This window comes from Streptomyces sp. NPDC031064, from assembly GCF_055570965.1.
Genome location: NZ_JBVIGF010000002.1, coordinates 479679 through 505844 on the forward strand (window position 1 = coordinate 479679; position 26166 = coordinate 505844).

At 70.9% G+C, this 26166-nt stretch carries 22 protein-coding genes and 1 tRNA gene; 20 read left to right on the plus strand and 3 right to left on the minus strand.

The window, feature by feature from the left end:
• The first annotated feature begins 22 nt into the window (after positions 1 to 22).
• The 4 genes from ACZ46W_RS08920 (at position 23) to ACZ46W_RS08935 (ending at position 3327) form a co-directional block, all read left to right on the plus strand.
• Positions 23 to 448 carry a tyrosinase family oxidase copper chaperone gene (locus ACZ46W_RS08920; RefSeq protein ID WP_468333633.1) on the plus strand — a complete coding sequence of 142 codons (426 nt, stop codon included), beginning with the start codon at positions 23 to 25 and terminating at the stop codon, positions 446 to 448.
• A 10-nt stretch (positions 449 to 458) separates the two neighbouring features.
• On the plus strand, positions 459 to 1325 hold the full coding sequence (locus tag ACZ46W_RS08925; RefSeq protein WP_468333636.1) for a tyrosinase family protein: 867 nt from the start codon (positions 459 to 461) through the stop codon (positions 1323 to 1325).
• 52 nt (positions 1326 to 1377) lie between these two features.
• A complete protein-coding gene (locus ACZ46W_RS08930) occupies positions 1378 to 1833 on the plus strand; it encodes a MoaF-related domain-containing protein (RefSeq protein WP_468333639.1) in 456 nt (151 codons plus the stop codon).
• Between the two features lie 75 nt (positions 1834 to 1908).
• Entirely contained in the window at positions 1909 to 3327 is a 1419-nt protein-coding gene (locus ACZ46W_RS08935) for an amino acid permease (RefSeq protein WP_468333642.1), read from the plus strand.
• Here the strand turns inward: ACZ46W_RS08935 and ACZ46W_RS08940 are convergent.
• Positions 3270 to 4157 (minus strand): LuxR C-terminal-related transcriptional regulator, encoded by an 888-nt coding sequence (locus tag ACZ46W_RS08940; RefSeq protein WP_366127397.1) that lies wholly within the window; start codon positions 4155 to 4157, stop codon positions 3270 to 3272. The genes ACZ46W_RS08935 and ACZ46W_RS08940 overlap by 58 nt on opposite strands.
• A gap of 213 nt (positions 4158 to 4370) precedes the next feature.
• Here ACZ46W_RS08940 and ACZ46W_RS08945 point away from each other — a divergent pair, with 213 nt between their 5' ends.
• The 4 genes from ACZ46W_RS08945 (at position 4371) to ACZ46W_RS08960 (ending at position 9661) form a co-directional block, all read left to right on the plus strand.
• Complete coding sequence (locus ACZ46W_RS08945; protein WP_468333646.1) at positions 4371 to 5081, plus strand: SDR family NAD(P)-dependent oxidoreductase; 711 nt, start codon at positions 4371 to 4373, stop codon at positions 5079 to 5081.
• A gap of 79 nt (positions 5082 to 5160) precedes the next feature.
• The gene (locus ACZ46W_RS08950; protein WP_468333649.1) at positions 5161 to 5523 is read left to right on the plus strand and encodes an SgcJ/EcaC family oxidoreductase; all 363 of its coding nucleotides are present in this window, start codon (positions 5161 to 5163) and stop codon (positions 5521 to 5523) included.
• A 279-nt stretch (positions 5524 to 5802) separates the two neighbouring features.
• Positions 5803 to 7467 (plus strand): penicillin-binding transpeptidase domain-containing protein, encoded by a 1665-nt coding sequence (locus ACZ46W_RS08955; RefSeq protein ID WP_468333652.1) that lies wholly within the window; start codon positions 5803 to 5805, stop codon positions 7465 to 7467.
• Positions 7468 to 7555: 88 nt separating this feature from the next.
• The gene (locus tag ACZ46W_RS08960; protein ID WP_468333655.1) at positions 7556 to 9661 is read left to right on the plus strand and encodes a D-alanyl-D-alanine carboxypeptidase family protein; all 2106 of its coding nucleotides are present in this window, start codon (positions 7556 to 7558) and stop codon (positions 9659 to 9661) included.
• 175 nt (positions 9662 to 9836) lie between these two features.
• Here the strand turns inward: ACZ46W_RS08960 and ACZ46W_RS08965 are convergent, their stop codons facing one another.
• Entirely contained in the window at positions 9837 to 10076 is a 240-nt protein-coding gene (locus ACZ46W_RS08965) for a helix-turn-helix domain-containing protein (RefSeq protein ID WP_468333658.1), read from the minus strand.
• A gap of 44 nt (positions 10077 to 10120) precedes the next feature.
• On the opposite strand from ACZ46W_RS08965, the gene ACZ46W_RS08970 reads away from it, so the two are divergent.
• Both ACZ46W_RS08970 and ACZ46W_RS08975 read left to right on the plus strand, forming a co-directional pair.
• Complete coding sequence (locus ACZ46W_RS08970; protein ID WP_468333661.1) at positions 10121 to 11860, plus strand: DNA methyltransferase; 1740 nt, start codon at positions 10121 to 10123, stop codon at positions 11858 to 11860.
• A 34-nt stretch (positions 11861 to 11894) separates the two neighbouring features.
• Positions 11895 to 12530, plus strand: a complete 636-nt coding sequence (locus tag ACZ46W_RS08975; RefSeq protein WP_468333664.1) for a PDDEXK family nuclease — start codon at positions 11895 to 11897, stop codon at positions 12528 to 12530.
• A gap of 177 nt (positions 12531 to 12707) precedes the next feature.
• Here the strand turns inward: ACZ46W_RS08975 and ACZ46W_RS08980 are convergent.
• Positions 12708 to 12779: transfer RNA gene (locus ACZ46W_RS08980), tRNA-Arg, on the minus strand.
• 111 nt (positions 12780 to 12890) lie between these two features.
• Here ACZ46W_RS08980 and ACZ46W_RS08985 point away from each other — a divergent pair.
• From ACZ46W_RS08985 to rpmE, 10 genes are all read left to right on the plus strand, one after another.
• On the plus strand, positions 12891 to 13373 hold the full coding sequence (locus ACZ46W_RS08985; RefSeq protein ID WP_468333667.1) for a response regulator: 483 nt from the start codon (positions 12891 to 12893) through the stop codon (positions 13371 to 13373).
• A gap of 114 nt (positions 13374 to 13487) precedes the next feature.
• A complete protein-coding gene (gene nrtL / locus ACZ46W_RS08990) occupies positions 13488 to 14459 on the plus strand; it encodes an ArgS-related anticodon-binding protein NrtL (RefSeq protein ID WP_468333670.1) in 972 nt (323 codons plus the stop codon).
• Between the two features lie 7 nt (positions 14460 to 14466).
• Positions 14467 to 15858, plus strand: coding sequence for a diaminopimelate decarboxylase (lysA, locus tag ACZ46W_RS08995; RefSeq protein WP_468333673.1), 1392 nt, complete (start codon positions 14467 to 14469; stop codon positions 15856 to 15858).
• Between the two features lie 95 nt (positions 15859 to 15953).
• Positions 15954 to 17246, plus strand: coding sequence for a homoserine dehydrogenase (locus ACZ46W_RS09000; protein WP_468333676.1), 1293 nt, complete (start codon positions 15954 to 15956; stop codon positions 17244 to 17246).
• 6 nt (positions 17247 to 17252) lie between these two features.
• On the plus strand, positions 17253 to 18311 hold the full coding sequence (thrC, locus tag ACZ46W_RS09005) for a threonine synthase (RefSeq protein ID WP_468333679.1): 1059 nt from the start codon (positions 17253 to 17255) through the stop codon (positions 18309 to 18311).
• 631 nt (positions 18312 to 18942) lie between these two features.
• A complete protein-coding gene (gene thrB / locus ACZ46W_RS09010) occupies positions 18943 to 19860 on the plus strand; it encodes a homoserine kinase (RefSeq protein ID WP_468333682.1) in 918 nt (305 codons plus the stop codon).
• Between the two features lie 382 nt (positions 19861 to 20242).
• Positions 20243 to 22321: a transcription termination factor Rho gene (rho, locus tag ACZ46W_RS09015; protein WP_468333685.1), complete on the plus strand. Its 2079-nt coding sequence runs from the start codon at positions 20243 to 20245 to the stop codon at positions 22319 to 22321.
• A gap of 273 nt (positions 22322 to 22594) precedes the next feature.
• Positions 22595 to 24358, plus strand: coding sequence for a trypsin-like serine protease (locus ACZ46W_RS09020; RefSeq protein ID WP_468333688.1), 1764 nt, complete (start codon positions 22595 to 22597; stop codon positions 24356 to 24358).
• 264 nt (positions 24359 to 24622) lie between these two features.
• Positions 24623 to 25720 carry an LCP family protein gene (locus ACZ46W_RS09025; RefSeq protein WP_468333691.1) on the plus strand — a complete coding sequence of 366 codons (1098 nt, stop codon included), beginning with the start codon at positions 24623 to 24625 and terminating at the stop codon, positions 25718 to 25720.
• A gap of 155 nt (positions 25721 to 25875) precedes the next feature.
• Positions 25876 to 26100 (plus strand): 50S ribosomal protein L31, encoded by a 225-nt coding sequence (gene rpmE, locus ACZ46W_RS09030; protein ID WP_126883229.1) that lies wholly within the window; start codon positions 25876 to 25878, stop codon positions 26098 to 26100.
• Positions 26101 to 26166 lie beyond the last annotated feature (66 nt).

Genomic DNA, 26166 nt, shown 5'->3' on the forward strand with positions numbered 1-26166 from the left:
CGGATCAGGAAAGGACCACTCTTTGTCCACCCCCAGCCGCAGGACCGTCCTCAAGCAGACGGCCGCCGTGACGGCCTTCGTCGGAGGCGGCGCAGTCATCGCCGGCCTGGGAACGGCGGCCGCCGCGCCCACCACTCCGGCTCCTCCGGAGAGTGCCGGCTTCACGGAGCTCTACAAGGGCCGCCGTATCGAGGTCACCCCGGTCGCCGCCACCGCGGCCCTCCGTACCTCCACCGCGCGGACCTCCACCGCGCGCACCGCCGCCGCGCCGGTCGACGTACGGATCGACGGACGGCCGCTGCACGTCATGCGGCGCGCCGACGGCTCCTACCTGAGCGTCGTCAACCACTACGAGTCGTTCCCCACCGCGCAGCACTGCGCCAGGGCGGCCGTCGACCAGCTCGGCCCGGCCTCGCAACTGGCGGCCGGGAACATCCACCACCACTGAGACCACCACTGTGCACATACGCAAGAACTGCAAGGACCTGACCGCGAGCGAGCGCAAACGGCTGGTCGACGCCCTGATCACGGTCAAGCGCAAGGGCGTCTACGACGAGTACGTACGGCTGCACGCCCAGTACTTCGTCGCCGACGGCGAGGGCGGCAAGCGCCACGGCCACATGGCGCCCTCCTTCCTGCCCTGGCACCGCAAGATGCTCGTCGCGTTCGAGGACGAGCTGCGCAAGGTCGACGACTCCGTCACCCTGCCGTACTGGGACTGGAGCCGCGACCACGCGCCGGCCGCCGCCCCGTGGACGCCCGACCTCCTCGGCGGGAACGGCCGCGAGGGCGACCACCGGGTCATGGACGGGCCGTTCGCGTACGCCGCCGGGAACTGGCCCATCACCGTCCAGGTCACCGACGACACCTTCCTCATGCGGGACTTCGGCGGCTGGGCGGGCGGCGTGACGCTGCCGACCCCCGACGACGTCGAGGAGGCCCTGGCCGATCCCCGGTACGACGCCTACCCGTACGACTCGACCGTCACCACCGGCGGCTTCCGCAACCGGCTGGAGGGCTGGACGCTCGGCGCCGACGTCGGCTGGAAGCTGCACAACCGCGTCCACGCCTGGGTGGGCGGCCAGATGACCGGCGGCAGCTCGCCCAACGACCCGGTCTTCTGGCTCCACCACACCTTCATCGACCTGCTGTGGTCGCGCTGGCAGGAACGCCACGCCGGCCGGCCGCAGTACGAACCGAGCCGCCCCCTGCCGCGCGGCGACGCCCAGTACGGCCGCGTCGTCTCGCTCGACGAGCAGATGGACCCGTGGCGGATCACGCCCCGGGAGATGCTCGACCACGGGCGGCTCTACCAATACGCCTGACGAACCGTCAGCGACCTACTGAAGTAACCCCACCGAAAGGAAACGCACCACCATGCGCAAGCACACCGCCCTCCGGGCCGTCGTCCCCGCCGTCCTGCTCGCCCTCACCGCCGCCCCGGCCGCCGTCGCGGCCGCACCGCAGTCCGCCCCCGCCCACGTCCGGGCCGTCACCGCCCAGTCTTCCATCCCGGCGTTCGCCGGCCACGCCTACCGCATCTCCCTCGACAACGGCGTCGTCTTCCGCAACAGCTACTCCGCCGACGGCACCAAGCTGCACTGGGAGGCCGTCGAGGGCCCGTTCAAGGGCAACTCCGGGAACGAGTCGCTGGCGGTCAACCAGGTCGGCGACGGCCTCTACCACGTCAACTGGGTGGAGAAGTCCGGCACGACCGTCTCCCACGTCATGGACCTGAAGTCCGGCACGGTCAGCGTCTACTGGACCTTCCCCACGCCGGACGGCGGCCGGGCCGGCGAGCTGCACACCGCCACGCTCCAGCGCATCGCCTGACGCCACGGCACCGACGCCGGGCAGGCACCCGTGGTGGTGCGTGCCCGGCGTCCCGTACGTATGAAGGAGCACACCGTGCCCGCCGGCCTCGACCCGGACCTCGACAAGGGCCTTCGCCCACGCCACTTGACCATGCTCGCCCTCGGCGGGGTGATCGGCGCCGGCCTGTTCGTCGGCACCGGACAGGGCCTCGCCGTCGCCGGGCCCGCCGTCCTCGTCTCCTACCTGCTGGCCGCGCTGCTCGCCCTCGCCGTCATGCGGATGCTGGGCGAACTGGCCGCCGCCATCCCCGCCTCCGGCGCCTTCTCCGTCTACGCCGACCGGGCGCTGGGCCGCTGGGCGGGGTTCACCAGCGGGTGGCTGTACTGGTGGATCACGGCCGTCGCCATCGCCGTCGAGGCGCTCGCCGCGGCCGGCATCCTGCACGGCTGGCTCCCGGCCGTGCCGCGCTGGGCGGCCGCCCTGGCGGTGCTGGCCGTCTTCACGGCGCTCAACCTGGCCTCGGTGCGCTCCTTCGGAGAGGCCGAGTTCTGGTTCGCCTCCCTGAAGGTGGCCGCCGTGGTGGCGTTCATCGCGCTGGGCGTGGCGGCGGTGTGCGGCCTCGTGCCCGGGCGGACCTCACCGGGACTCACCCACCTCACCGAGCACGGCGGGTTCGCGCCGCACGGGCCGACGGGGATCGTCGCGGGACTGCTCGTCGTCGTGTTCGCCTTCGGCGGCATGGAGGTCATCGCCATGGCGGCCGCCGAGTCGGCCGACCCGGGCCCGGCGGTCGCGCGGGCGGTGCGCGGCGCCATCTGGCGGATCGCGCTGTTCTACGTGGGGTCCGTCGCCGTCCTGGTCACGCTGCTGCCCTGGACGGTGGCGCGGCCCGGCCAGAGCCCGTACGTCGCGGCGCTGGACCGGTTGGGCATCCCCGGCGCGGGCCGGGTCACGGAGGCCGTCGTCCTGGTCGCGCTGCTGTCCGCGCTCAACGCCAACCTGTACGGCACCTCGCGCATGCTGTTCTCGCTCGCCCGGCGCGGCGACGCCCCGGCGGTGGCGGGGGGCGTCTGCCGGCGCGGGGTGCCACGCGGGGCGGTGCTGGTGTCCGCCGCGGTGGCCGTCTGCTCCGTGGTGGCCGAGGCGGCCCGGCCCGGTCACGTACTGCCGTTCCTCACCCAGGCGATGGGCGGGGCGATGCTGTTCATGTGGCTCACCGTCGGCGCCTCCCACCTGCGGCTGCGGGGCCTGCTGGAACGCGACGACCCCGCAGCGCTGGTGATCCGTACCCGTGGCTACCCCTGGGTGACCCTCGCCACCATCGCGGGCACCGCCGGCGTCATCGTGCTCATGGCCGCCGACCCCGGCGCGCGCCCGCAGATCCTGTGGTCGGCCGGCCTCACCGCCGCGCTCGCCGCCATCGGAGCCGTACGGCAGGCCCGCGGCCACCGGCCTCAGGCGGCGGCGTCCGGCTCCTCCGCCGACACCGCGCCGGTACGGGCGATGAGGTAACCGAGCTGCGCCCGCGACTTCGACCCCAGCGAACGGGAGATGACCGCCACGTGGCCCGCCACCGTACGCCGTGACACCCCCAGGCGCCGGGCGATGGCGTCGTCCGTCAGCCCGGACACCAGCAGGCGCATCACGGCGCGCTGCACCTCGTCGACGATGCCCCGCTCGCGGGCGCGGGCCGTCGGCGCCGAGACCGGCGTGGCCCGCTCCCAGGCGTCCTCGAAGACGCAGGCCAGGAAGGACACGACGGCCGGGTGCCTGATCTCGACGGCCCCGTGGTGCCCGGAGCCGCCGCGATAGGCGAGGTAGCCCGTCGTGCGGTCGCAGACCACCATCCGGTCGGGCACCTGGTGCAGGGTGCGCACCTGGGCGCCGGCGCGTTCGATCGTCTGCACGTGCCGCCACAGGGTCGGGTTGGTGCGCGCCGCGTGCGGATAGAGCGTCCGGTGGACGACCCCCTCGGCGACCAGGTCGGGGTCGGCCAGGTCATAGGCGTGGCGCTCGCCGGACGGCTGGATGGTCATCAGCTCGGACCGGCAGTCGCGCACGGCCTGCTGGAGGGCGGCCTGCACCACCTTCTCGCCGTCGATGAGCGTGAGCCAGTCCTGGGACTCGCGCCGCGCGGCGCGGTACATCGCCTGCACCGCGGAGAAACCGGAGCTGATCTCCTGGACGCGCTCCTGGTGGGAGTCGAGGATCTGCCGTATCGGCTGGAGCAGTTCGGCCAGGGCCACGGTGGGCGCCACCGGAACCAGTACGTCCGGGTCGTCGGGCGGTGGTGTCACCAGACCGAGCCGGATCAGGCAGCGGGGCGCGCCCGCCAGCGGCATACATCCTTTCGCCACCGCTTTGCGATAGCGGTTCAGGCCTTCGGCGCACGGAGCGTTCTCTGTCCCCCCGCACGAGCAGCCCCCTGCAAGCTCGTTTGCGTCATCGTGCATGACACGATTATGCACCGTGTTTTCAAAGGAAGATCAAGTTGTGAAGTGGAAGGCTGGAGGCAGGGGGCGGAACATGCATTGAATTCAAAGGAAGGCTCAGACATGTCACTGTCCGGCAGCACCGTCGTCATCACCGGCGCGGGCAGCGGAATCGGGCTCGCCACGGCCGAGTTGGCCGCCGCGCGCGGCGCCCGCGTCATCCTGACGGACCGCACCGAGGACACCGTGAAGCAGCACGCGGAACGGATCGGCGGCGGCGCCGAGTACCGCGCGCTGGACGTCACCGACCCGGCCGCGGTCGAGGACGTCATGAACTCGGTGGGCACCATCGACCACCTCCTGACCTGCGCGTCCGGCGCGCTGATCGCCCCGTTCGACGACCTCGACGAGGCGGCGGTACGGCGCTTCTTCGAGGTCAAGTGGTGGGGCCAGTACCGCTGCGTCAAGGCCGCGCTGCCGCACATGCCGAAGGCCACCGGCTCGCTCACCCTGGTCTCGGGATATCTCTACCGGAAGGCCGATCCCGGATACTTCGCCTTCGCCGCCGTCAACGGCGCGGTCGAAGCGGCCGTGAAATCCCTCGCACGCGAACTCGCCCCGCTCCGCGTCAATGCGATCGCCCCCGGCCCCATTGACACGCACGCCCATCTGATGACCGCCGAGGAACACCGCGCCTATCACCAGGAAATAGCCGGCCAGTTGCCCATCGGCCGCCCCGGTACGGCCGACGAAGTCGCCCACGCGGCCGCCTTCTTGATGGAAAACGGCTTCACCACCGGCACGACCCTCGACATCGACGGCGGCAAGCGGTGACCCGGGCCCCGGGTGGCCCCTGGCTCCCGGTGGCCGCGCTCGCGGCCCTGGGCCAGCGGCGGCAGCCCGGTGGCGAGCGGTGAGCCCCGCCCCGGCGGGCGTGCTCGCCACCCTGCTCGCCCGGTGGCAGCGCCACTTCGACGCCGCACAACCGGACGACCTCGCCGGCCTGTTCACCGAGGACGCGCTCTTCCAGGGCTTCGCCCCGGCCCCGCTCCTCGGACGGGACGCCGTGCGGACGTACTACGAGCACGTCCCACCCGGCATGCGGGCGAGTGCGACCGTCCTGCACGCCTACGCGATCGGTGACGACCTCATCGGCGGCATCGCCGACGTCCTCTTCACCCCACCCACCGGCCCGGACCGCCCCGCACGGCTCTCGGTCCTCGCCCGGTACACCGGCGACCAGTGGCGGATACGGCACTACCACGTGTCCGGCTAGCACGACACGGCCAGGAGGGCCGGGCGGCTGAGGGGGACACACGGTGAGTACTCGGGGTGCGTCGAGTGGGCCGTACACGCCCGGTCCCGTCCATGCCCCGCCACTGCCCGGCCCGTTGGTGGGCGCCGACCGCCTCGCGCAGCAGCCCGGTGCACCGGGCCGCGCGGTGGCTTCACAGCCGAGCCCCACGCGGGGCTGCGCGGCGGCGCGCGGTGAACCCGTCGGCGGTTCCCGCATGCCGCCGCTGCGGGAAGGGCCGGCGCGCATAGCCTGGCCCGCATGACGCGTACCCACAGCTATGGCGGTCCCCCGCCGTACCGCAGGCGTCGGTCCCGTGCCCGGACGGTCGCCCTGGCGATCGCGTCGCTCGCCGTGACCGGGGGCGTCGGCTACTGGGGGTACGCCACCCTCGTCGCCCGCGACGTTCCGGAGGACCCCCGAGTGGTGGCCGCGAAGGGGCACCTGGAGAAGTTCCTCGACGCCTGGGAGGCGGGCGACGCGCGGCGAGCGGGCGGGCTGACGGACAACCCCGGCAACGCCCGCTCACTGATCGCGTCCGTCATGACGAACCTCAAGCCGTCGAAGACCGAGATCAGCGCCGGCACGGGGGAGCGGAACGCGGAAGGGCGGGTGAACGTCCCGTTCCGCGTGGCGATGGCCCTCCCGGGGGCGGGTGACTACGCCTGGGACTCCAGGGCGGCCGTGGTCAGGACCGGCGGCGCGTGGAAGGTGGAGTTCCGGACCGCGTTGGTCCACCCCGACATGGTGCCGGGGCAGACGCTCGCCCTGAAGTCACGGGAGCGGGCCCCCATCCTGGACGCCAACGGCCACGCACTGCGGGCCGCCTCCCTCGTCGGGCAGGTCGACCCCAGGACCGGCAAGGGCGTGTCGGGTCTCCAGGCGCGCTACGACGAGCAGCTCACGGGCGGCCCGGGCCCGTCCAAGTTCGTCGTGGTCGTGGACCGCGCATCGGGCCAGGTGGTGAAGCGGCTCACCGGCACGGGGGCGAACCACGGCAAACCGGTGCGGACGACCATCGACCCCCGGGTCCAGGAGGCCGCGGCCGAGGCGCTGGACGGGGTCAGGAAGAACGCGGCGATCGTCGCCATCGACCCCTCCAACGGCCACATCGTGGCCGCCGCGAACATGCCCGCCGGCATGAACCGCGCGCTGGAGGGCCGCTACCCGCCCGGCTCCACCTTCAAGGTGGTCACCGCCGCCGCCCTGCTGCGACAGGGCATGAAGCCGTCCGACCCGGGTGCCTGCCCCAAGTACGCCTACGTCAACGGCCAGCGCTTCGAGAACCAGGGCCAGTTCGTGCTCCCCGAGGGCGCCACCCTGCGGGACGACTTCGCCCACTCCTGCAACACCTTCTTCGTCAACTCCCGCGGCAGGCTGGCCGCCTCCACCCTGCACGACACCGCGGCCGCCTTCGGCATCGGCGGTACGTGGGACGTGGGCACCGCGACGTACGACGGCAGCGTCCCGGTCGCCACCAGCGACAACGACAAGGCCGCCGCCACCATCGGGCAGGCCCGCGTACAGGCGTCGCCCCTGGTGATGGCCTCCACCGCCGCCACGGTCAAGGCGGGTGTCTTCAGGCAGCCCGTCCTGGTGCCGGCCGCCGTGAAGAACCGGTACCAGGCCCCGGCCCGGCTGCACCCCGCCGTGGTCGCCTCCCTGCGCTCCATGATGCGGTCCACCGTCACCGACGGCGCCGGCCGCGCCCTCCAGGGCATCCCCGGCGAGCCGCACGCCAAGACGGGCACCGCGGAGTTCGGCACCGGCACCCCGCCACGCACCCACGCCTGGATGATCGGCTACCAGCGCAACCAGAACCTCGCCTGGTCCGTCCTGCTGGAAGACGGCGGCTCGGGCGGCACCGACGCGGGCCCCATCGCGGCGAAGTTCCTCAGGGCCCTCGCCGGGTCAAGCCGCCGGTGATGGGTGACGGACGAAGGCGCATTCCTGCCACAACGGCTGGTATCCGCCCTGACCGGACACATCCCGGTATCAAGTAGCGTTGCGGCATATGAAGGAGAGAGCGATGGCGGGCGGTCCCACCGACGCGGAAAACGCCACGGAAGAGCAGCCGACGACGGCTGCGGCCGACACCACCCAGGTACTCCCCGCACCCCCGCCCGCCACAGACGACGCCACCCGCCAACTCGTGGCACCGACGGACAAGCCCGCCCCCAACCAGGCGGCCCCCACCAAGCCCCCGGCCGAGGCAGCCCCCGACGAGGAGCCCACCGAGGAGCCCGCGGCCGAGGCAGCCCCCAACCAGGTGCCTGCCGAGGAGCCCACGGAAGAGACCGCCCCGGCCGATGCGGCCCCCGACCAGCCGTCCGCCGAACAGCCCACTGCCGAGGAAGCCCCCAACGAGGCATCCGCCGAAGACGAGGCGCCCGCCGAGAACTCCGCGGCCGAGGCGGCCCCCGACCAGGAGGCCCCCGACCAGGCGGACCCCACCCAGGCGCCGCACGAGGCCCCCGACCCGGCGCCCGCCGAAGCCCCCACGGACCAGGCAGCAGCCCCAGCCGAGCAAGCCCTCCGCCACCCCACCCCGGCCGACCCGGCCCCCGAAGGCACCGCCCTGGGCAAGGCCGCCCCGGAGGAAACGGTCCAGATCCCGGTCTCCGCCTCGATCCCGGCCCCCGTCCCGGAACGGACGGCCCCAGATGAGGCCACCCACCCGCACCCACGGCCCGCCACCCCCACACCCGCGCCCAAGTCCACCCCCGCACCCGCACCCAAGTCCACCCCCACACTCCCTCCCGCAACACCCACACCGACGCCACCCACACCGACGCCACCCACACCGACGCCGCCCGCACCACTCGACCTGCTGGCGCAGCTCACCAACACCCCGGAGCCGCCTGCCACCCCGGCCCGTACGCTCGCGCGCAGGGTCAAGATCTGGACGCCGCTCGTGGCGCTCCTCGGGCTGGTCCTCCTGACCGTGCAAATCGTCCGCCCGCTCCCCGAGCCGGCCTTCACCCTCGCCGAGAGCACGTCCTCCTTCACCTTCTCGGGCGACGCACTCGCGCTGCCCTGGCCTGCACAGGGGCAGGCGGCGGTGACGGTCGTGGGATCGGGGCGCATCGGGACGTTCGGGGAAGAGAAGCCGGTCCCGACGGCGAGTGTGGCCAAGATCATGACCGCCTATGTGATCCTCCGGGACCACCCGCTCAAGAAGAACGAGAAGGGCCCACTGATCACGGTCGACGCCCAAGCCGTACAGGAGGGCACGTCCGAGCACGAATCGCGCATCGAGGGCCTCAAGGTGGGCCAGACGTTCAGCCAGCAGGACATGCTGAAGATGCTGATGATTCCGTCGGGCAACAACATCGGTCGCCTGCTGGCACGTTGGGACACGGGGACCGATGACGAGAAGGCCTTCGTCAAGAAGATGAACGACGCGGCCAAGGCCCTCGGCATGAAGAACACCACCTACACCGACCCCAGCGGCCTGGACAAGGGGACCGTGAGTACGGCCGTCGACCAGCTCAAGCTGGCCGAGGAGGTGATGAAGTACGACGCCTTCCGCGCGATCGTCGCCATGCCGAACGCCGACATCCCCGGCCTCGGACGCATCAACAACAACAACGACCGCCTGCTCGTGGCCGGTCTGAGCATCCGGGGCATCAAGACCGGCTCGAACACCCCCGCCGGCGGCACGCTGTCCTGGGCGGCCTACAAGACGGTGGACGGCAAGGACCGGCTCATCCTCGGCACGATGATGGACCAGCACGCACCGCCGCCGGACCCCAACGGCGCCAACAGCCTGGTCCTGGTCCAGGACAACAGCAAGAAGGTCATCGAGGCGGTACGCACCGCCCTCACCTCCGCCCCCGCGGTGACCAAGGGCCAGGTCGTCGGCCACATCGACAACGGCCTCGGCGGCCGGACCCCGGTCATCGCCACCAAGGACCTGAAGGCCGTGGGCGTCCCCGGCCAGCAACTGGCCATCACCTTCCACAACCCCGGCGAATCCATCCCCCACACCGCACAAGCCGGCACCGTCATCGGCGAACTCACCATCGGCACCGGCCCGAACGCCCCCCGCACCCCGGTCGCCCTCAAAACCGACCTCACCGAGCCGTCCCTCACCCAGAAACTCACCCGCCTCGGCTGAGCCCCGCCTCGGCTGATCCCCGCCTCGGCTGAGCCCCGGTCCCGCGTAACGGGGCGACGTAACCGGGCGGCCCGGGAGCGGTCCGACACCACAGGGGTGCGGTCGGAGCCGCGGGCCGCCCCGGGCGGTATTCTGCGTGACTCAATACATCGGCTGAAACGAGGTCACGACGGGGTCACAGGCCTTGCAGGAGCGTTGCCGGGGGCACGTTGAGAGCGCCGGCCAAGGAAACGATGTTGTCCAGACCGACGTTGCGCTGACCACGCTCAAGGCTCGAAACGTACGTGCGATGGACGCCGGCGGCGTTGGCCAGCGCTTCCTGCGACAGGCCGACTCGCTCCCGTAGCTTGCGGACCTGGCTGCCGAAAACCAGGCGATGCTCTTGGGTACCGACGCTGTCGCCATGAGTGGTCATGGCGACCAGACCCTAGATCGACTCAGACTATGAGGCTACAGACTATGAGTAACAGTGCGCAGGTCCCCGAGGAGCTCGCCGTCGGCAGGAGCGACCCGGCGTACATGGCGCACGCGTACCTGACGAAGGTCCCGGTTCCAGCCATCCTTCCGTTCATCGAGGCGTACTCCATGCCGGGAGACACGGTGGTGGACCCGTTCGCGGGCTCCGGCATGACCGGTGTGGCATCGGCGATGGCCGGGCGATCCGCGAAGCTCTTCGACATCAGCGTCCTGGGCCGTCATATCGGCAGCAATTACGTCAACCTCGTGGAGCAGGGCCTTTTCGACAAGCATGCGCAGCAGGTGGTCGAGGAATCCAGGGCCGAGCTGGGCGACTTGTACGAAGTCCAGTGCTCCAAATGCCGGTCCGATGCCGAACTGGTGAAGGCCGTCTGGTCCTTCGTCGTCGAGTGCCGGCAGTGCAGCCATCCGGTGAACTACTATCACGCCCTCGAGGCTGCGCATTGGCAGAAGCTGAAGATGGTCTGCCCGAAGTGTGACGGACCGGTGTCGAGCCGGGATCGCCGTGTGGGCGAAGAGCAGGTGTTGGACTACGTAAGCTGCACCTGCACCCCGACCCAGATCGAGCAGGAGCCCCAGGATCCGCCGGTCGTCGATGTGGAGTCGCTCGGCTACCCGAAGGTGGAGATCACTCCGGACCGGCAGATGTACAAGGCGTCCGCTCTCGGCAAGAGCGGCATGACAAGCATCGCTTCCTTCTACTCGAAGCGGAACCTTGCTGTTCTCGCCACCTTGCACAAGCGAATTCGTGCGGTTGAGGACAGGAGGGTCAGGGAAAAGCTCCTTTTCGCATTCACCGCTTGCCTGACCCGTGCGTCGAAGCGCTACCAATGGTCCAAGGCTCGCCCCCTGAACGCGGCGAACGCGAATTATTACGTCGCGTCGGTCTTCTACGAGTGGAACGCCTACGAGCTCTTCCTGCGCAAGTGCTCGGCCGTGCTCAAATCCGATGAATGGATTCGATCCTCCCGGAACTTCCGTCCGGGAGTCGAGGAAGTCGACCACCCCGAGGTCTCCTACGGCATCAGCAGTGCCGAGAAGATCCCGCTGCCGGACGGAAGCGTGGACTACGTGTTCACGGATCCGCCATTCGGTTCGAATCTTTTCTACGCGGATATGGCATTGTTCCAGGAAGCCTGGCTCGATGGCTTCACCGACGTCCAGAGCGAAGCGGTAATCGATCGCCGGGGCACGAAGGGTGCGAGAACAGCCGACCGGTACGAGCAGATGCTCACTCAGGCCCTCTCGGAGTGCCGGCGCATCCTGAAGCCCGGGGGCAAGATCAGCATGGTCTTCGGCAACTCGTCGGGGGAGGTCTGGGCCCTGGTCCAGCGGGCGATCCTGGCGGCGGGCCTGAGGATCATCCCTGACGCCCTGGTCGTACTCAACAAGGGCCAGCGCTCGGTCAAGGGGCTTGCGTCGGGCTTTGAACACGTTGCCACCCTGGACCTCGTCATCACCATGGAGGCAGCGGCTGGAGGCGGCGAAGAAGTGCTCCGGCACGTTGACGCGGAGCTCATCGCCAGGAAGATCCGCAACATCGCCGCAGCCGATCCCGCGACGCCCAGCCACCTGTACCTGGAGCTTCTTCGTACTGGCATTCGTGAGGGGTGGCATCTCGGCGAGATCGACCTCAGTGTCGTCACCGATGCGCTGCTTGAGGACGGATGGACGGTGGAGCCCAAGTCCGGTCACTTGCTGCGTGTTACTCAAAGTCTGTAGACGTGCCCTCTGTCCCTGAGTGACTGTCACTCGCGTGACAGATCAACTTTCGATGGACCAGCGGCGGCAGGCCATCCTCCAGCCCAGCGGGGACATTCAGGATCTCGTGCAGTTAGGAGCGGACCTCCAGGTCAGGGCTTCGAAGCGGCGAATCCATAATGTGTTCGACGATGGCGGCTACAAAGAGCTCATGCTCCTTGAGCTCTTCAATCTGAAAAAGGGCGGCGGGCGCACCGGCAACGATGCGACGGACGACCTGGGGCGCGAGTACGAGATCAAGACGGTAGCGCGGATAAACGCCAGGGGTGAGCGTAAGAACTCACTCAGCGTGACAACCGAGCACACGCTCACCCTGGAGAACATCGATCGCTACAGGAAGGTCCACCTGTGGATCGTCGCCGTCTTCGATCAAGCGGCCCCTGAGGTGATCTACGAGATCGAGCCGTCGCGGCTGGAGGACAAGTTCGCGGAGTGGGAAGCCCGACTGCTCAAGCAGGAGGAGACCTACCGTGAAGGGGGAGCGCGTCCCCACCTCAACAACCCGAAGATCCCGCTGAGCCTGATCGCCAAGAACGGCATAGCGGTCTGGAGGGCGGACGGTCCGCAACAGATCGAGCTCCCGCGCCAGGTCAGCGCCGGGCTGGAAAAGGCGCAGCAACTCCCCCTCTAGAGCCGCTCCCTCACGCGGTCGGCACAGCGGCCACCCCCGCACAGCCGACCGCCCCACCCCCTTACGCCCCCGCCCCCGCGAACGGCAGCGTTGCTCTGGCGTACGGCTGCGCATACACGAAGACCCCGGCCTCAGCGTTTCCGCTGGTGACGGGGTCTTGGACACACTTACACAGTGTGCCCCCGGCAGGATTCGAACCTGCGCACACGGCTCCGGAGGCCGTTGCTCTATCCCCTGAGCTACGGGGGCGTTCCGCCGTGTTCGGCGGTGACGGGTAGAACCCTACCAGCTCCCGGGCGGTGGCTGTGAACAGGTATTTCCGCGGGGCAGGGCAGGCGGGGTCGCCCGTGTGGGGCGGAAGTGGGGAAAACCCGGACGCAGGGCAGGAGGGCGACCTACTCTCGAGTTGTGTCAGGCGTGTCCGGCCGGGTGCTCGTCGTGGACGACAACAGGGTCATCCGGCAACTGATCAGGGTCAATCTCGAGCTGGAGGGCTTCGAGGTCGTGACCGCGGCCGACGGTGCCGAGTGTCTGGACGTGGTCCATCAGGTCTGCCCCGACGTGGTGACCCTGGATGTCGTCATGCCCCGGCTGGACGGGCTGAGGACCGCCGAGCGGTTGCGGGAGGATCCGCGGACCAGGGACCTGCCGGTGGCGATCATCAGCGCGTGCACGCAGTACGAGGTCGAGAGCGGGCTCGCCGCCGGGGTGGACGCGTTCCTGGCGAAGCCGTTCGAGCCGGCCGAGCTGGTGCGGCTCGTGCGGCAGCTCAGGCACCGGGAGCCTCCGCCGCCCCTGGACGGCCGGCGGGGTGCCGGGCGGGCCGGGAGCGCCTGGGGCTGACCCGGTCGAGGGCCGGCCGAGGGTCACCGGAGGGCGGCCACAGGCCCGGCCCGCCGCTGCCCGTATGGCGAAACCGGTTCCGCCCGAGAGGGCCTCCTCCCATACGCTTGTCCCGTGACCCCCGCAGATCTCTCCCTCACCGTGCTGCACGCCGTGCGCCGCGCGGTCGGTGAGGGTGCGCTGCGGGCGCACACGCGGGTGCCCGAGCGGGTCAAGGTGGAGCGGCCCCGGCCCGGGGGGTGCGGGGACTGGGCGACCAACGCCGCGCTCCAGCTCGCCCGCGAGGCCGGCATGGAGCCGCTGGGCGTCGCCCAGGTGCTGCGGCCCAGGATCGCCGAGGCGGAGGGCGTCGAGCGCGTCGAGATCACCGGGCCCGGGTTCCTCAACATCACGCTCGCCGATCGCGGCAGCCGCGCCCTGGTGCGGGAGATCCTCGACCGGCGCGAGCAGTACGGGCACGGCACCTCCCTGGAAGGGCGTGCCTTCCGGATCGTGCACCCCGGCGACGTCCGGGCCGTCGTCATGGCCGACGCCGTGCGCGGGCTGCTGGCCGCGCAGGGGGCCGACGTACGCGACGAGGCCGAGCCCGTCACCCTCCGGCCCGTACCCGTCACGTACGACGTCCGCGCCCTCGGCCGCGACGCCGCCCACTGGGCGCTGCTCCGGCCCGCCGCGCACGACCGGCCGCTCGCGCCGGAAGGGCTGCTCACCCAGAGCGAGGCCAACCCACTGTTCACCGTGCGGTACGCCCACGCGCGGGCGCGGGCCCTCCTCCGTAACGCCGCCCAGCTCGACATCACGCCCGCCTACGAAGAGGATGCCGACGCGCCCCGCCTCCTGGCCGCTCTCGGCGATCACCCCGCCGCTCTCGAAGCCGCCGCCCGCCACCGCGCCCCCGACCGGGTCGCCCGGCACCTGGAGACGACCGCCGACGCGTTCCTGGCGTTCCAGCACACCGCGCTGCCCCTCGGTGACGAGAAACCCTCGGCCGCCCACCGTTCCCGGCTCGCCCTCGCCGAAGCCGCCGGGACGGTGCTGGCCGGCGGCCTGGCCCTGCTCGGCATCAGCGCCCCTGACTACTTGTGAGAGAGAAATGAGCCGTTCCGCACACCCCGCCGGGCCCCGTCACGCCGATGTCCTCCCCGAGGGCCACTACACCGCGCCGCCCACCGACCTCAACGCGCTCGACGAGAAGGTCTGGGCCCGGACCGTCCGGCGCGACGAGGACGGCGTCGTGACCGTCGGCGGCATCCCCGTCACCACCCTCGCCGAGGAGTTCGGCACCCCCGCCTACTTCCTCGACGAGACCGACTTCCGCGCCCGCTGCCGCGCCTGGGCCGACGCCTTCGGCACGGACGCGGACGTGTTCTACGCCGGGAAGGCGTTCCTCTCCCGCGCCATCGTGCGCTGGCTGAACGAAGAGGGCCTCAACCTCGACGTGTGTTCCGGCGGCGAGCTGACGACCGCCCTCGACGCCGGGATGCCCGCCGAGCGGATCGCCTTCCACGGCAACAACAAGTCCGCCGAGGAGATCGAGCGGGCCGTACGCGTCGGCGTGGGGCGGATCGTGCTCGACTCCTTCCAGGAGATCGTGCGTGTCGCGCACATCGCCCAGTCGCTCGGCAAGCGGCAGAAGGTGCAGATCCGGGTGACCGTGGGCGTCGAGGCCCACACGCACGAGTTCATCGCCACCGCCCACGAGGACCAGAAGTTCGGCATCGCCCTCGCGGGCGGCGAGGCGGCGGAGGCCGTCCGGCGCGCGCTGAAGCTCGACGGGCTGGAGCTCATCGGCATCCACTCCCACATCGGGTCGCAGATCTTCGACACCTCCGGCTTCGAGGTGGCCGCCCACCGGGTCGTCGGGCTGCTCAAGCAGGTGCGCGACGAGCACGGCGTCGAGCTGCCCGAGATCGACCTCGGCGGCGGCCTCGGCATCGCGTACACCTCCGACGACGACCCCCGCGAGCCGCACGAGATCGCCAAGGCGCTCCGCGACATCGTGACGAGGGAGTGCGAGGCCGCCGGGCTGCGCACCCCGCGCATCTCGGTCGAGCCGGGGCGCGCCATCGTCGGGCCCACCGCGTTCACGCTCTACGAGGTCGGCACCGTCAAGCCGCTCGCCGGACTGCGTACGTACGTGAGCGTCGACGGCGGCATGTCGGACAACATCCGCACCGCGCTGTACGACGCCGAGTACTCCGTCGCGCTCGTGTCGCGGACGAGCGACGCCGAGCCGATGCTCAGCCGTGTCGTCGGCAAGCACTGCGAGAGCGGCGACATCGTCGTGAAGGACGCGTTCCTGCCGGCGGACGTCGCGCCGGGGGACCTGCTCGCCGTACCGGCGACGGGCGCGTACTGCCGCTCCATGGCCAGCAACTACAACCACGTGCTCCGCCCGCCCGTCGTCGCCGTCCGCGACGGCGAGGCGCGCGTGATCGTCCGGCGCGAGACAGAGGAAGATCTTCTGCGTCTCGATGTCGGTTGATGAAATAGATGTCTCATAATCCGGACGGAAGGGAGAAACTTCCGTCCGGTGAGTGAGACTGGTCCACACCGTAGAAGTATGAGAAGTGAGGTCGGATGATGCGTACGCGTCCGCTGAAGGTGGCGCTGCTGGGCTGTGGAGTGGTCGGCTCAGAGGTGGCGCGCATCATGACGACGCACGCCGACGACCTCGCGGCGCGCATCGGCGCACCGGTCGAGCTCGCCGGCGTCGCCGTCCGCCGGCCCTCCAAGGTGCGTGAGGGCATCCCCGCCGAGCTCATCACCACCGACGCCACCGCCCTGGTCAAACGCGGTGACATCGACGTCGTCGTCGAGGTCATCGGGGGCATCGAGCCCGCCCGCACGCTCATCACCACCGCCTTCGAGCACGGCGCGTCCGTCGTCTCCGCGAACAAGGCGCTCCTCGCCGAGGACGGCCAGAAGCTGTACGCCGCCGCCGAGGAGCACGGGCAGGACCTGTACTACGAGGCGGCCGTCGCCGGCGCCATCCCGCTGATCCGCCCGCTGCGCGAGTCCCTCGCCGGCGACAAGGTCAACCGGGTCCTGGGCATCGTCAACGGCACCACGAACTTCATCCTCGACAAGATGGACACCTCCGGGGCCGGGTATTCGGAGGCGCTCGACGAAGCGACCGCGCTCGGTTACGCGGAGGCCGACCCGACCGCCGACGTCGAGGGCTTCGACGCCGCCGCCAAGGCCGCCATCCTGGCCGGTATCGCCTTCCACACGCGCGTACGCCTCGACGACGTGTACCGCGAGGGCATGACCGAGGTCACCGCCGCCGACTTCGCCTCCGCCAAGCGCATGGGCTGCACCATCAAGCTGCTCGCCATCTGCGAGCGCGCCGCCGACGGCGAGTCCGTCACCGCGCGCGTGCACCCCGCGATGATCCCGCTCAGCCACCCGCTGGCCTCCGTGCGCGGCGCGTACAACGCCGTCTTCGTCGAGGCGGACGCCGCCGGGCAGCTCATGTTCTACGGGCCCGGTGCCGGCGGCTCGCCGACCGCGTCCGCCGTCCTCGGCGACCTCGTCGCCGTCTGCCGCAACCGCCTCAACGACGCGACGGGTCCCGGCGAGTCCGCGTACACGCAGCTCCCCGTCAGCCCCATGGGCGACGTCGTGACGCGGTACCACATCAGCCTCGACGTGGCCGACAAGCCGGGCGTCCTCGCCCAGGTGGCGACGGTCTTCGCCGAGCACGGCGTATCCATCGATACGGTGCGCCAGCAGGGCAAGGACGGCGAGGCGTCCCTCGTCGTCGTCACCCACCGCGCGCCCGACGCCGCCCTCTCCGGGACGGTCGAGGCGCTGCGCAAGCTCGACACCGTGCGTGGTGTCGCCAGCATCATGCGGGTCGAAGGAGAGTAACCAGCAATGACTCACCAGTGGCGCGGAATCATCGAGGAGTACCGCGACCGGCTGCCGGTCACGGACACGACCCCGGTCGTCACGCTCCGTGAGGGTGGCACGCCGCTCGTGCCCGCGCAGGTGCTCTCCGAGCGCACGGGCTGTGAGGTCCACCTGAAGGTCGAGGGCGCCAACCCCACCGGCTCCTTCAAGGACCGCGGCATGACCATGGCCATCACCCGGGCCAAGGAGGAGGGCGCGCAGGCCGTCATCTGCGCCTCCACCGGCAACACCTCCGCCTCGGCGGCGGCGTACGCCGTCCGCGCGGGCATGGTGTCCGCCGTCCTCGTACCCCAGGGCAAGATCGCCCTCGGCAAGATGGGCCAGGCCCTCGTCCACGGCGCCAAGATCCTCCAGGTCGACGGCAACTTCGACGACTGCCTGACGCTGGCCCGCGCGCTGTCCGACAACTACCCGGTGGCGCTGGTCAATTCGGTCAACCCGGTCCGTATCGAGGGCCAGAAGACCGCCGCGTTCGAGATCGTGGACATGCTGGGTGACGCCCCCGACATCCACGTCCTGCCCGTCGGCAACGCCGGCAACATCACCGCGTACTGGAAGGGCTACAAGGAGTACGCGGCGGACAAGGTCTCCACCCGCACGCCCCGCATGTGGGGCTTCCAGGCCTCCGGCTCCGCGCCCATCGTGCGCGGCGAGGTGGTCAAGGACCCGTCGACCATCGCCACCGCGATCCGGATCGGCAACCCGGCCTCCTGGACGTACGCGCTGGCCGCGCGGGACGAGTCGGGCGGCTTCATCGACGAGGTGACGGACCGTGAGATCCTGCGCGCCTACCGGCTGTTGGCCTCCCAGGAGGGCGTCTTCGTCGAGCCCGCCTCCGCCGCGTCCGTCGCCGGCCTGCTGAAGGCCGCCGAGCAGGGCAAGGTGGACCCGGGGCAGAAGATCGTGTGCACCGTGACCGGAAACGGCCTCAAGGACCCCGACTGGGCCGTCGCCGGAGCCCCCCAGCCGGTCACCGTCCCCGTCGACGCGGCCACGGCCGCGGAGCGGCTCGGACTGGTCTGAGGCCGGGCCCGGGGCCGGTTCCCTTACGGAGGCGGGTCGGCCCACGGCCGGGAGCGGGCCGGGCGCCGGTCCGGCGCGGAACGGTTTCCATCCGGTCGGCGCCGGGCAGGGCTTCGCTCGCGACCGGGTTCAGGCCCGGCAGAGGCCTGGTCCGGCAGGGTTCGCGCCCCGATCCGCACGCTCCGGCCTCGTCCGGCGCCCGCCCCGGCGGGCACCGGCTCGGGCTCCGGACCGGTCCGGGGCCGGCCGTCCCGGGGCGGGCCCGCACGCCGGGGCGTCCGCGCCTCGCCCGTCCGGTCCCGGCCAATGGAAGGGCCGGGCACCCAGCGGCGATCGGGCGCCCCACAAGGGCGAAGATTGGCTGAAAACCGCAACCCGTACGGCGCCGTACACAGGAGCACGGGCAGGCTCGCGACACGCATCGTGCGCCTCCTGTGCGCCCTATGTCGCCACAGAACCTTCCTTCGATAGGCTGTACCGAACCCGCCCCGCCGCATATGCCGCGGTGCTGTTGCCGTTGATGCCGCTGCGGCCCATGGGTCTTCGTACTTCTCGTAAAACCCCTGAAACCCCTGAAACCTCGAAAACCGCGACAACCTACGTCGTCAGATTCAAGGAGAGTCATCGAGCGATGGCCGGTCCCGCGTTCCGCGCCGCCGCCGTCCGGGTGCGCGTTCCCGCCACCAGCGCCAACCTCGGCCCGGGCTTCGACGCCCTCGGCCTGTCGCTGGGGCTGTACGACGACGTCGTCGTCCGGGTCGCCGACTCCGGGCTGCACATCGACATCGCCGGAGAGGGCGCCGACACCCTCCCGCGCGACGAGAGCCATCTGCTCGTACGCTCCCTGCGCACGGCCTTCGATCTGCTCGGCGGGCAGCCGCGCGGCCTGGAGGTCGTCTGCGCCAACCGCATCCCGCACGGCCGCGGCCTCGGCTCCTCCTCGGCGGCCATCTGCGCCGGCATCGTCGCCGCCCGCGCGGTGACCATAGGCGGCGACGCCAGGCTCGACGACGCGGCGCTGCTGGAGCTCGCCACCGAGATCGAGGGCCACCCCGACAACGTGGCCGCCTGCCTGCTCGGCGGCTTCACGCTCGCCTGGACCGAGGGCGGCGCGGCCCGCGCGATCAGGATGGACCCCGCCGATTCCATCGTTCCGGTGGTTTTCGTCCCCGGGAAGCCGGTCCTCACCGAGACCGCCCGCGGCCTGCTGCCGCGCACCGTCCCGCACGTGGACGCCGCGGTCAACGCCGGCCGGGCGGCCCTGCTGGTCGAGGCCCTGACCAGGCGGCCCGAGCTGCTGCTCGCCGCCACCGAGGACCGGCTCCACCAGGAGTACCGGGCGCCTGCGATGCCGCAGAGCATCGACCTTGTGAACCGACTGCGTGCGGACGGTGTTCCCGCGGTCATCTCCGGTGCGGGCCCCACGGTGCTCGCGCTGGCCGAGGACGGCGCGGCCGAGAAGGTCGCGCGGCTGGCGGGCGAGGGCTGGGCGGCCAACAGGCTGGCCCTCGACGTCTCGGGCGCGAGCGTTCTGCCGCTCGCCCCGTAGTAACACGGTTGCCGGTGTTGGAGAGGGGGAATGTTTGTTGGAGCCGGTAGTGTTAACCTCAAGTCTGCACCCGACGTCTTTGTGGCGCGGTGCTGAGTGTCCCCATCCGGGACCACCATTCTTCCGGGAGCCTCCTCCACTGCCTGAGCAGCCTGCCTGAGCAGTTTCGAGCACGCTCCGGAACCGGCGCGCGACACCCCTCGCTTTTCCCAGGAGCGGGCCGAGCAGGGGGCCTCGGGCCGGACCCAAGCACGTTTTTCTTCTCCGCCGTACCCGGCGGGACCACCGCCCCGACTCGGTCCACCGATCAAGGACCGCTGTCGGACAGCACAACCGGTCGCCGAGCCAGAAGGCCGACGTCCGCTCCAGGGAAGGACCCTTCGTGAGCGACACCACCGATCTGATGGGCGTGACTGCCGACAACAGTGTCGACACCGCCGCGCCCGCCGCAGGTGCTGCCACTGGCACCACGTCACGGCGCCGCCGCTCCGGCACCGGCCTCGAGGGCATGGTCCTGGCCGAGCTGCAGCAGGTCGCGTCAGGCCTCGGCATCAGGGGCACCGCGCGGATGCGCAAGAGCCAACTGATCGAGGTCATCAAGGAGGCGCAGGCCGGAGGCGGCGCCTCCGCGCCCAAGGCCGCCGACGCGGCCGGAGCCGCCGAGACGAAGCCGAAGCGCCGCGCCACCTCCAAGGCCCGTACGGGCGAGGAGACCGCCGACAAGGCCGTCGACAAGACCGCCGCCAAGGCCGAGAAGGCCGCCGACAAGGCCGACAAGGCCGTGGCGCAGCAGCAGATCGAGATCCCCGGCCAGCCGTCCCCCAAGCAGTCGGCTCCGTCGGAGCAGGCCGCCGCGGGTGAGGACCAGCCCGCCGGTGAGCGCCGCCGCCGCCGTGCCACCGCGCCGGCCGGCAGCCCCGAGGGCGACGTCCGCACCGAGGTGCGCACCGACGTCCGTACGGAGGCCAGGACCGACACGAAGACCGACGCGCAGCCGGAGGCCAAGGCCGAGGCGTCCGTGGACACCGCCGAGGGCGGCCGTCGCGACCGCCAGCGCGACCGCGGCGAGCGCGGCGAGGGCCGCGGCGACCGCCGGGACCGTCAGCGCGACCGTCAGCGTGACCGTGGCGGCAAGGGCGACGACCAGCAGGGCGGCCAGCGCCAGCAGCGCCAGGGCGGCCAGCAGGGCCAGGGCGGCCCGCAGGACGACTTCGAGGACGAGGGCGGCCGTCGCGGGCGCCGCGGGCGCTACCGCGACCGTCGTGGCCGTCGTGGCCGCGACGACTTCGCGGGCGGCGAGCCGCAGGTCTCCGAGGACGACGTCCTGATCCCCGTCGCGGGCATCCTGGACATCCTCGACAACTACGCGTTCATCCGGACCTCGGGCTACCTGCCCGGCCCGAACGACGTGTACGTCTCGCTCGCCCAGGTCCGCAAGAACGGCCTGCGCAAGGGTGACCACATCACCGGTGCCGTGCGCCAGCCGAAGGAGGGCGAGCGCCGCGAGAAGTTCAACGCGCTGGTCCGCCTGGACTCGGCCAACGGCATGGCGGCCGACTCCGGCCGCGGCCGCCCGGAGTTCAACAAGCTGACCCCGCTCTACCCGCAGGACCGCCTCCGTCTGGAGACCGACCCGGGTGTGCTGACCACGCGTATCATCGACCTCGTGTCGCCGATCGGCAAGGGCCAGCGAGGCCTGATCGTGGCGCCGCCGAAGACCGGCAAGACCATGATCATGCAGGCGATCGCCAACGCGATCACCCACAACAACCCCGAGTGCCACCTGATGGTCGTCCTCGTCGACGAGCGTCCGGAAGAGGTCACCGACATGCAGCGGTCGGTCAAGGGCGAGGTCATCTCCTCGACCTTCGACCGCCCGGCCGAGGACCACACCACCGTCGCCGAGCTGGCCATCGAGCGCGCCAAGCGCCTCGTCGAGCTGGGTCACGACGTGGTCGTCCTGCTGGACTCGATCACCCGCCTGGGCCGTGCGTACAACCTCGCGGCCCCCGCCTCCGGCCGCATCCTGTCCGGTGGTGTCGACTCGACCGCGCTCTACCCGCCGAAGCGCTTCTTCGGTGCCGCGCGCAACATCGAGGACGGCGGCTCGCTGACCATCCTGGCCACCGCGCTGGTCGACACCGGCTCGCGCATGGACGAGGTGATCTTCGAGGAGTTCAAGGGCACCGGCAACATGGAGCTCAAGCTCGACCGGAAGCTCGCCGACAAGCGCATCTTCCCGGCCGTCGACGTCGACGCGTCCGGTACGCGCAAGGAGGAGATCCTCCTCGGCAGCGAGGAGCTGGGCATCGTCTGGAAGCTGCGCCGGGTGCTGCACGCGCTCGACCAGCAGCAGGCGATCGAGCTGCTGCTCGACAAGATGAAGCAGACGAAGTCGAACGCCGAGTTCCTGCTCCAGATCCAGAAGACGACCCCGTCGGCCGGCAACGGCAACGACTGACGTCGCATCAGGAACGCATAAGGGACCGCCCCGTCACCTCGGTGACGGGGCGGTCTCGATTTTCACCGTTTTCTCACCGGCCGCTGGTCAAGCTCCTGTTGACAGGCGTAGCATCCACGCATCGAGGTGGGGGGATTTCCGCCGCGCAGCACGAGCCGAGGCCAGGGGGGTTTTCCGGCGTGCTGCCCGCACACCAGCCATGCCCCGCCATCGTCATGGATTCTTCCGGCGCGGCGGTCGCGCTGCGCCGGGTCGACCCAAGGGGTTTACTCAGTGCAGATTCGCACGCGCGGCGGCCGGCACCGGCGCCGTATGACCATCGCGCTGCCGGCCGCGGCCGCAGTCGTCGCACTGGTGGGGGCGGGCATCGCCGTCACCGGCTCGGACTCCGCGGAGGCGAACGAGGCCCCGCGGATCAGCGTGGCGCCGCCGCGGGCCGGTGACACGGTCTCGCAGGAGGAGCTGGCGCAGCGGGCGGCCAGGGCGATGAAGGCCGACGAGCGCAGCGCGCGTAGCCTCGGCAAGGAGCCGGAGGCCGACAGCAGCTCCGGCAGCGCGCCCAGCGCCCGCATCATCGGCGGCCAGGAGACCACCATCTCCACCGCGCCCTGGATGGCGCAGCTCCACTTCTGGGACAGCACCGGCGCCGGTTACTTCTGCGGTGGCACGGTGATCGCCCCGACGAAGATCCTCACCGCCGCCCACTGTGTCAAGGGCATCAAGTGGTACTCGGACGGTGTCGTCATCACCGGCACCGACCAGCTCCCCACCGGCGACGACCTGCACGGCGGCACGGCCCACCTCGTCTCCCGCCAGTGGAACCACCCGCAGTACAGCGACTACACGCTCGACAACGACGTGGCCGTGCTGACGCTGGACACGCCCACCACCGCCAAGCCGCTGCCGCTCGCGCAGCCGACGGATGGCGCGCTGTACCAGGCGGGCCTGGACGGCAAGGTCTACGGCTGGGGCCGCACCAGCTCCACCGAGCCCGACAGCGGCTCGCAGACCCTGAAGGTCGCCGACGCCGACACCGTCTCGGACACGAGCTGCGCCGCCGCCTACCCGGACGGCTTCATCAAGGGCCACATGCTGTGCGCGGGCGACCCGCCCACCGGCAGTGACGAGACCAGCGAGACCACCTGCAACGGCGACTCCGGCGGCCCGCTGGTCGTCGGCGGCAAGCTCGTCGGCGTCGTCTCGTGGGGTGACATCGACTGCTCGGCCGCCGGCAAGTACGGCGTGTACGCGAAGGTCTCCACCTACTCCGCGCCGGTCCAGTCCCGGGTCGACGACGCCAACTGGAACGGCGACCACACCGCCGACCTGCTGGCCCGCCGCACCTCGGACTCCACCCTGTTCGGCTGGACCTCGAAGGTCACCTCGCTGAGCCGCACGCAGAACCTCGGCTACTTCGGCGGCTTCACCCTGGCGCTCCAGAACGACCTGGACCGCGACGGCCTCACGGACCTGCTGAACCGCTACAACGGCGACGTCTACTGGGACCACTACTCCATCGGGGCCGGCGAGTGGCAGTCCAAGCTCATCGCCAAGGGCTGGGGCAAGCACAAGGCGATCCTCACCCCCGGTGACGTCACCGGTGACGAGCTGCCCGACCTGGTCGCGGTCGACTCCGTCGGCACCATGCGCGTCTACCCGGGCCGCGGCACCGGCGCCTTCGGCACGCCGATCAGCGTCGGCACCGGCTGGGGCAAGTTCACGATGATCCGCGGCCACGGTGACTTCACCAACGACGGCAAGGCCGACATCTTCGCCCGCGCCACGGACGGCAAGACCTACCTGTACAAGGGCACCGGCGTCGCCACCAAGCCGTGGGCCGCGCCCGTCCTGGTCGCCGCCTTCGGCTCCATGAACGCCCTCGCCACCACCGGTGACGTCAACAGCGACGGCGTCGCCGACGTCCTCGCCCGTGACACGGCCGGCAAGCTCTGGCTGTACCCCGGCAACGGCAGGGGCGGCTTCCTCGCCCGCAAGGACTTCGGCACCGGCTGGCAGGCGTACAACCTGCTCGGCTGACCGAGGCCCCGAGGGCCGGCAGCATGCGATGTTCGCCACGTCCGGGGCGGTTCTCCAACGAGCCGTCCCGGACCCCCGGCCCTTGGAAAACCGCAGGTGAAACACAGTCTGTGCCCATCGCGCCAACGCGCGGTGGGCACAGCGCGTTCTTAAGGACCTCTTAGCCGGCCGTGCAACCCTTTGGGCCGCCTCCCCGTCTGACAGGCCGACAGTGCCTGATCACTGCGCCCGGGGGTAGCGGAACCAGCGAGGACTGAGGAGAACATGGCCGAGCAGGGCAGCAAGACCAGCCGAATACGCGCCACCGGACGCCGCCGCCGTCAGCCCGGCAAGGGCCGCCGGGCGCTCACCGTCGCGGCCTGGTCCGCCGCCGGAGTGGTCCTGGTCGGCGGGTGCGGGCTCGGTTACGCGTACTTCACGCTCAACGGCAACATCGACAGCGTCGACATCAACGCCCAACTGGGCGACGACGACCGCCCGCAGAACGTCGACAACGGCTCCATGGACATCCTGGTCCTCGGCTCCGACACCCGTTCCGGCGCCAACGGCGAGTACGGCAGGGACGAGGGCGCCGCCCGCTCGGACACCGCGATGATCCTGCACGTGTACGAGGGCCACAAGAAGGCCAGCGTCGTCTCCGTACCGCGCGACACGATCATCGAGCGGCCCGACTGCACCGACAAGACCGGTGCGAACGTGCCCGGCCAGCGCAAGGCCATGTTCAACACGGCGTACGAGGTCGGCGGCCCGGCCTGCGCGGTGAAGACGGTCGAGAAGATGTCCGGCATCCGCATGGACCACTACATCGAGGTCGACTTCACCGGCTTCAAGAAGCTCATCGACGAGCTCGGCGGCGTGGAGATCACCACCACCAAGCCGATCACCGACAAGAGCAGCCGCCTCGACCTGCCCGCCGGCACCCACACGCTCGGCGGCGAGCAGGCCCTCGGCCTCGTCCGCACCCGCAAGGGCGTCGGCGACGGCAGCGACCTCGGCCGAATACAGCTCCAGCAGGCGTTCATGAAGGCCTTCATCGAGCAGGCCAAGAGCGTCGGCGTCTTCACCAGCCCCAAGAAGCTGTGGGACCTCGCCGACACCGCCACCAAGGCGATCACCCCCGACTCCGAGCTGGACTCCGTCAAGGAGCTCGCGGACTTCGCGAGCGGGCTGAAGCAGCTCGGCGCCGACGACGTCCACATGATCACGCTGCCGGTCCAGTACGACCCCGCCAACCTCAACCGCGTGATACCGCTGAAGGCCCAGTCCCAGCAGGTGTGGGCCGCCCTCAAGGCCGACCGGCCGATCCCCGCCTCCGCCACCGCGGACGCCGCCAAGGGGCAGGCCGACGGGGTGGTCAGGTAGGCGGCCGGGCAGCCGGCCGGGTTGCCGGAATAGATCCGGCCACCCCCCGGTTTTGGGAGATGCGGCCGGTCCTGGCAGACTGGTACGTCGGCCCCGGTTCACGCCCGTGCATCCCGCACGTGCGACCCGGTGCCCTCCCGAAACTAGGAGACACCTTGAAGCGCGACATCCACCCCGAGTACGTCGAGACGCAGGTGAGCTGCACCTGTGGCGCGTCGTTCACCACCCGTAGCACGATCCAGGGCGGCACCATCCGTGCCGAGGTCTGCTCCGAGTGCCACCCGTTCTACACGGGCAAGCAGAAGATCCTCGACACCGGTGGCCGTGTGGCCCGCTTCGAGGCCCGCTTCGGCAAGAAGGCTGCCGGCTCCGCCAAGTAGCGAGCCACTGCGCCGGTCTCCGGCCGCCCCGCGTGTCGGGGTGGCCGGGACCGGCGCTTTGCCGTC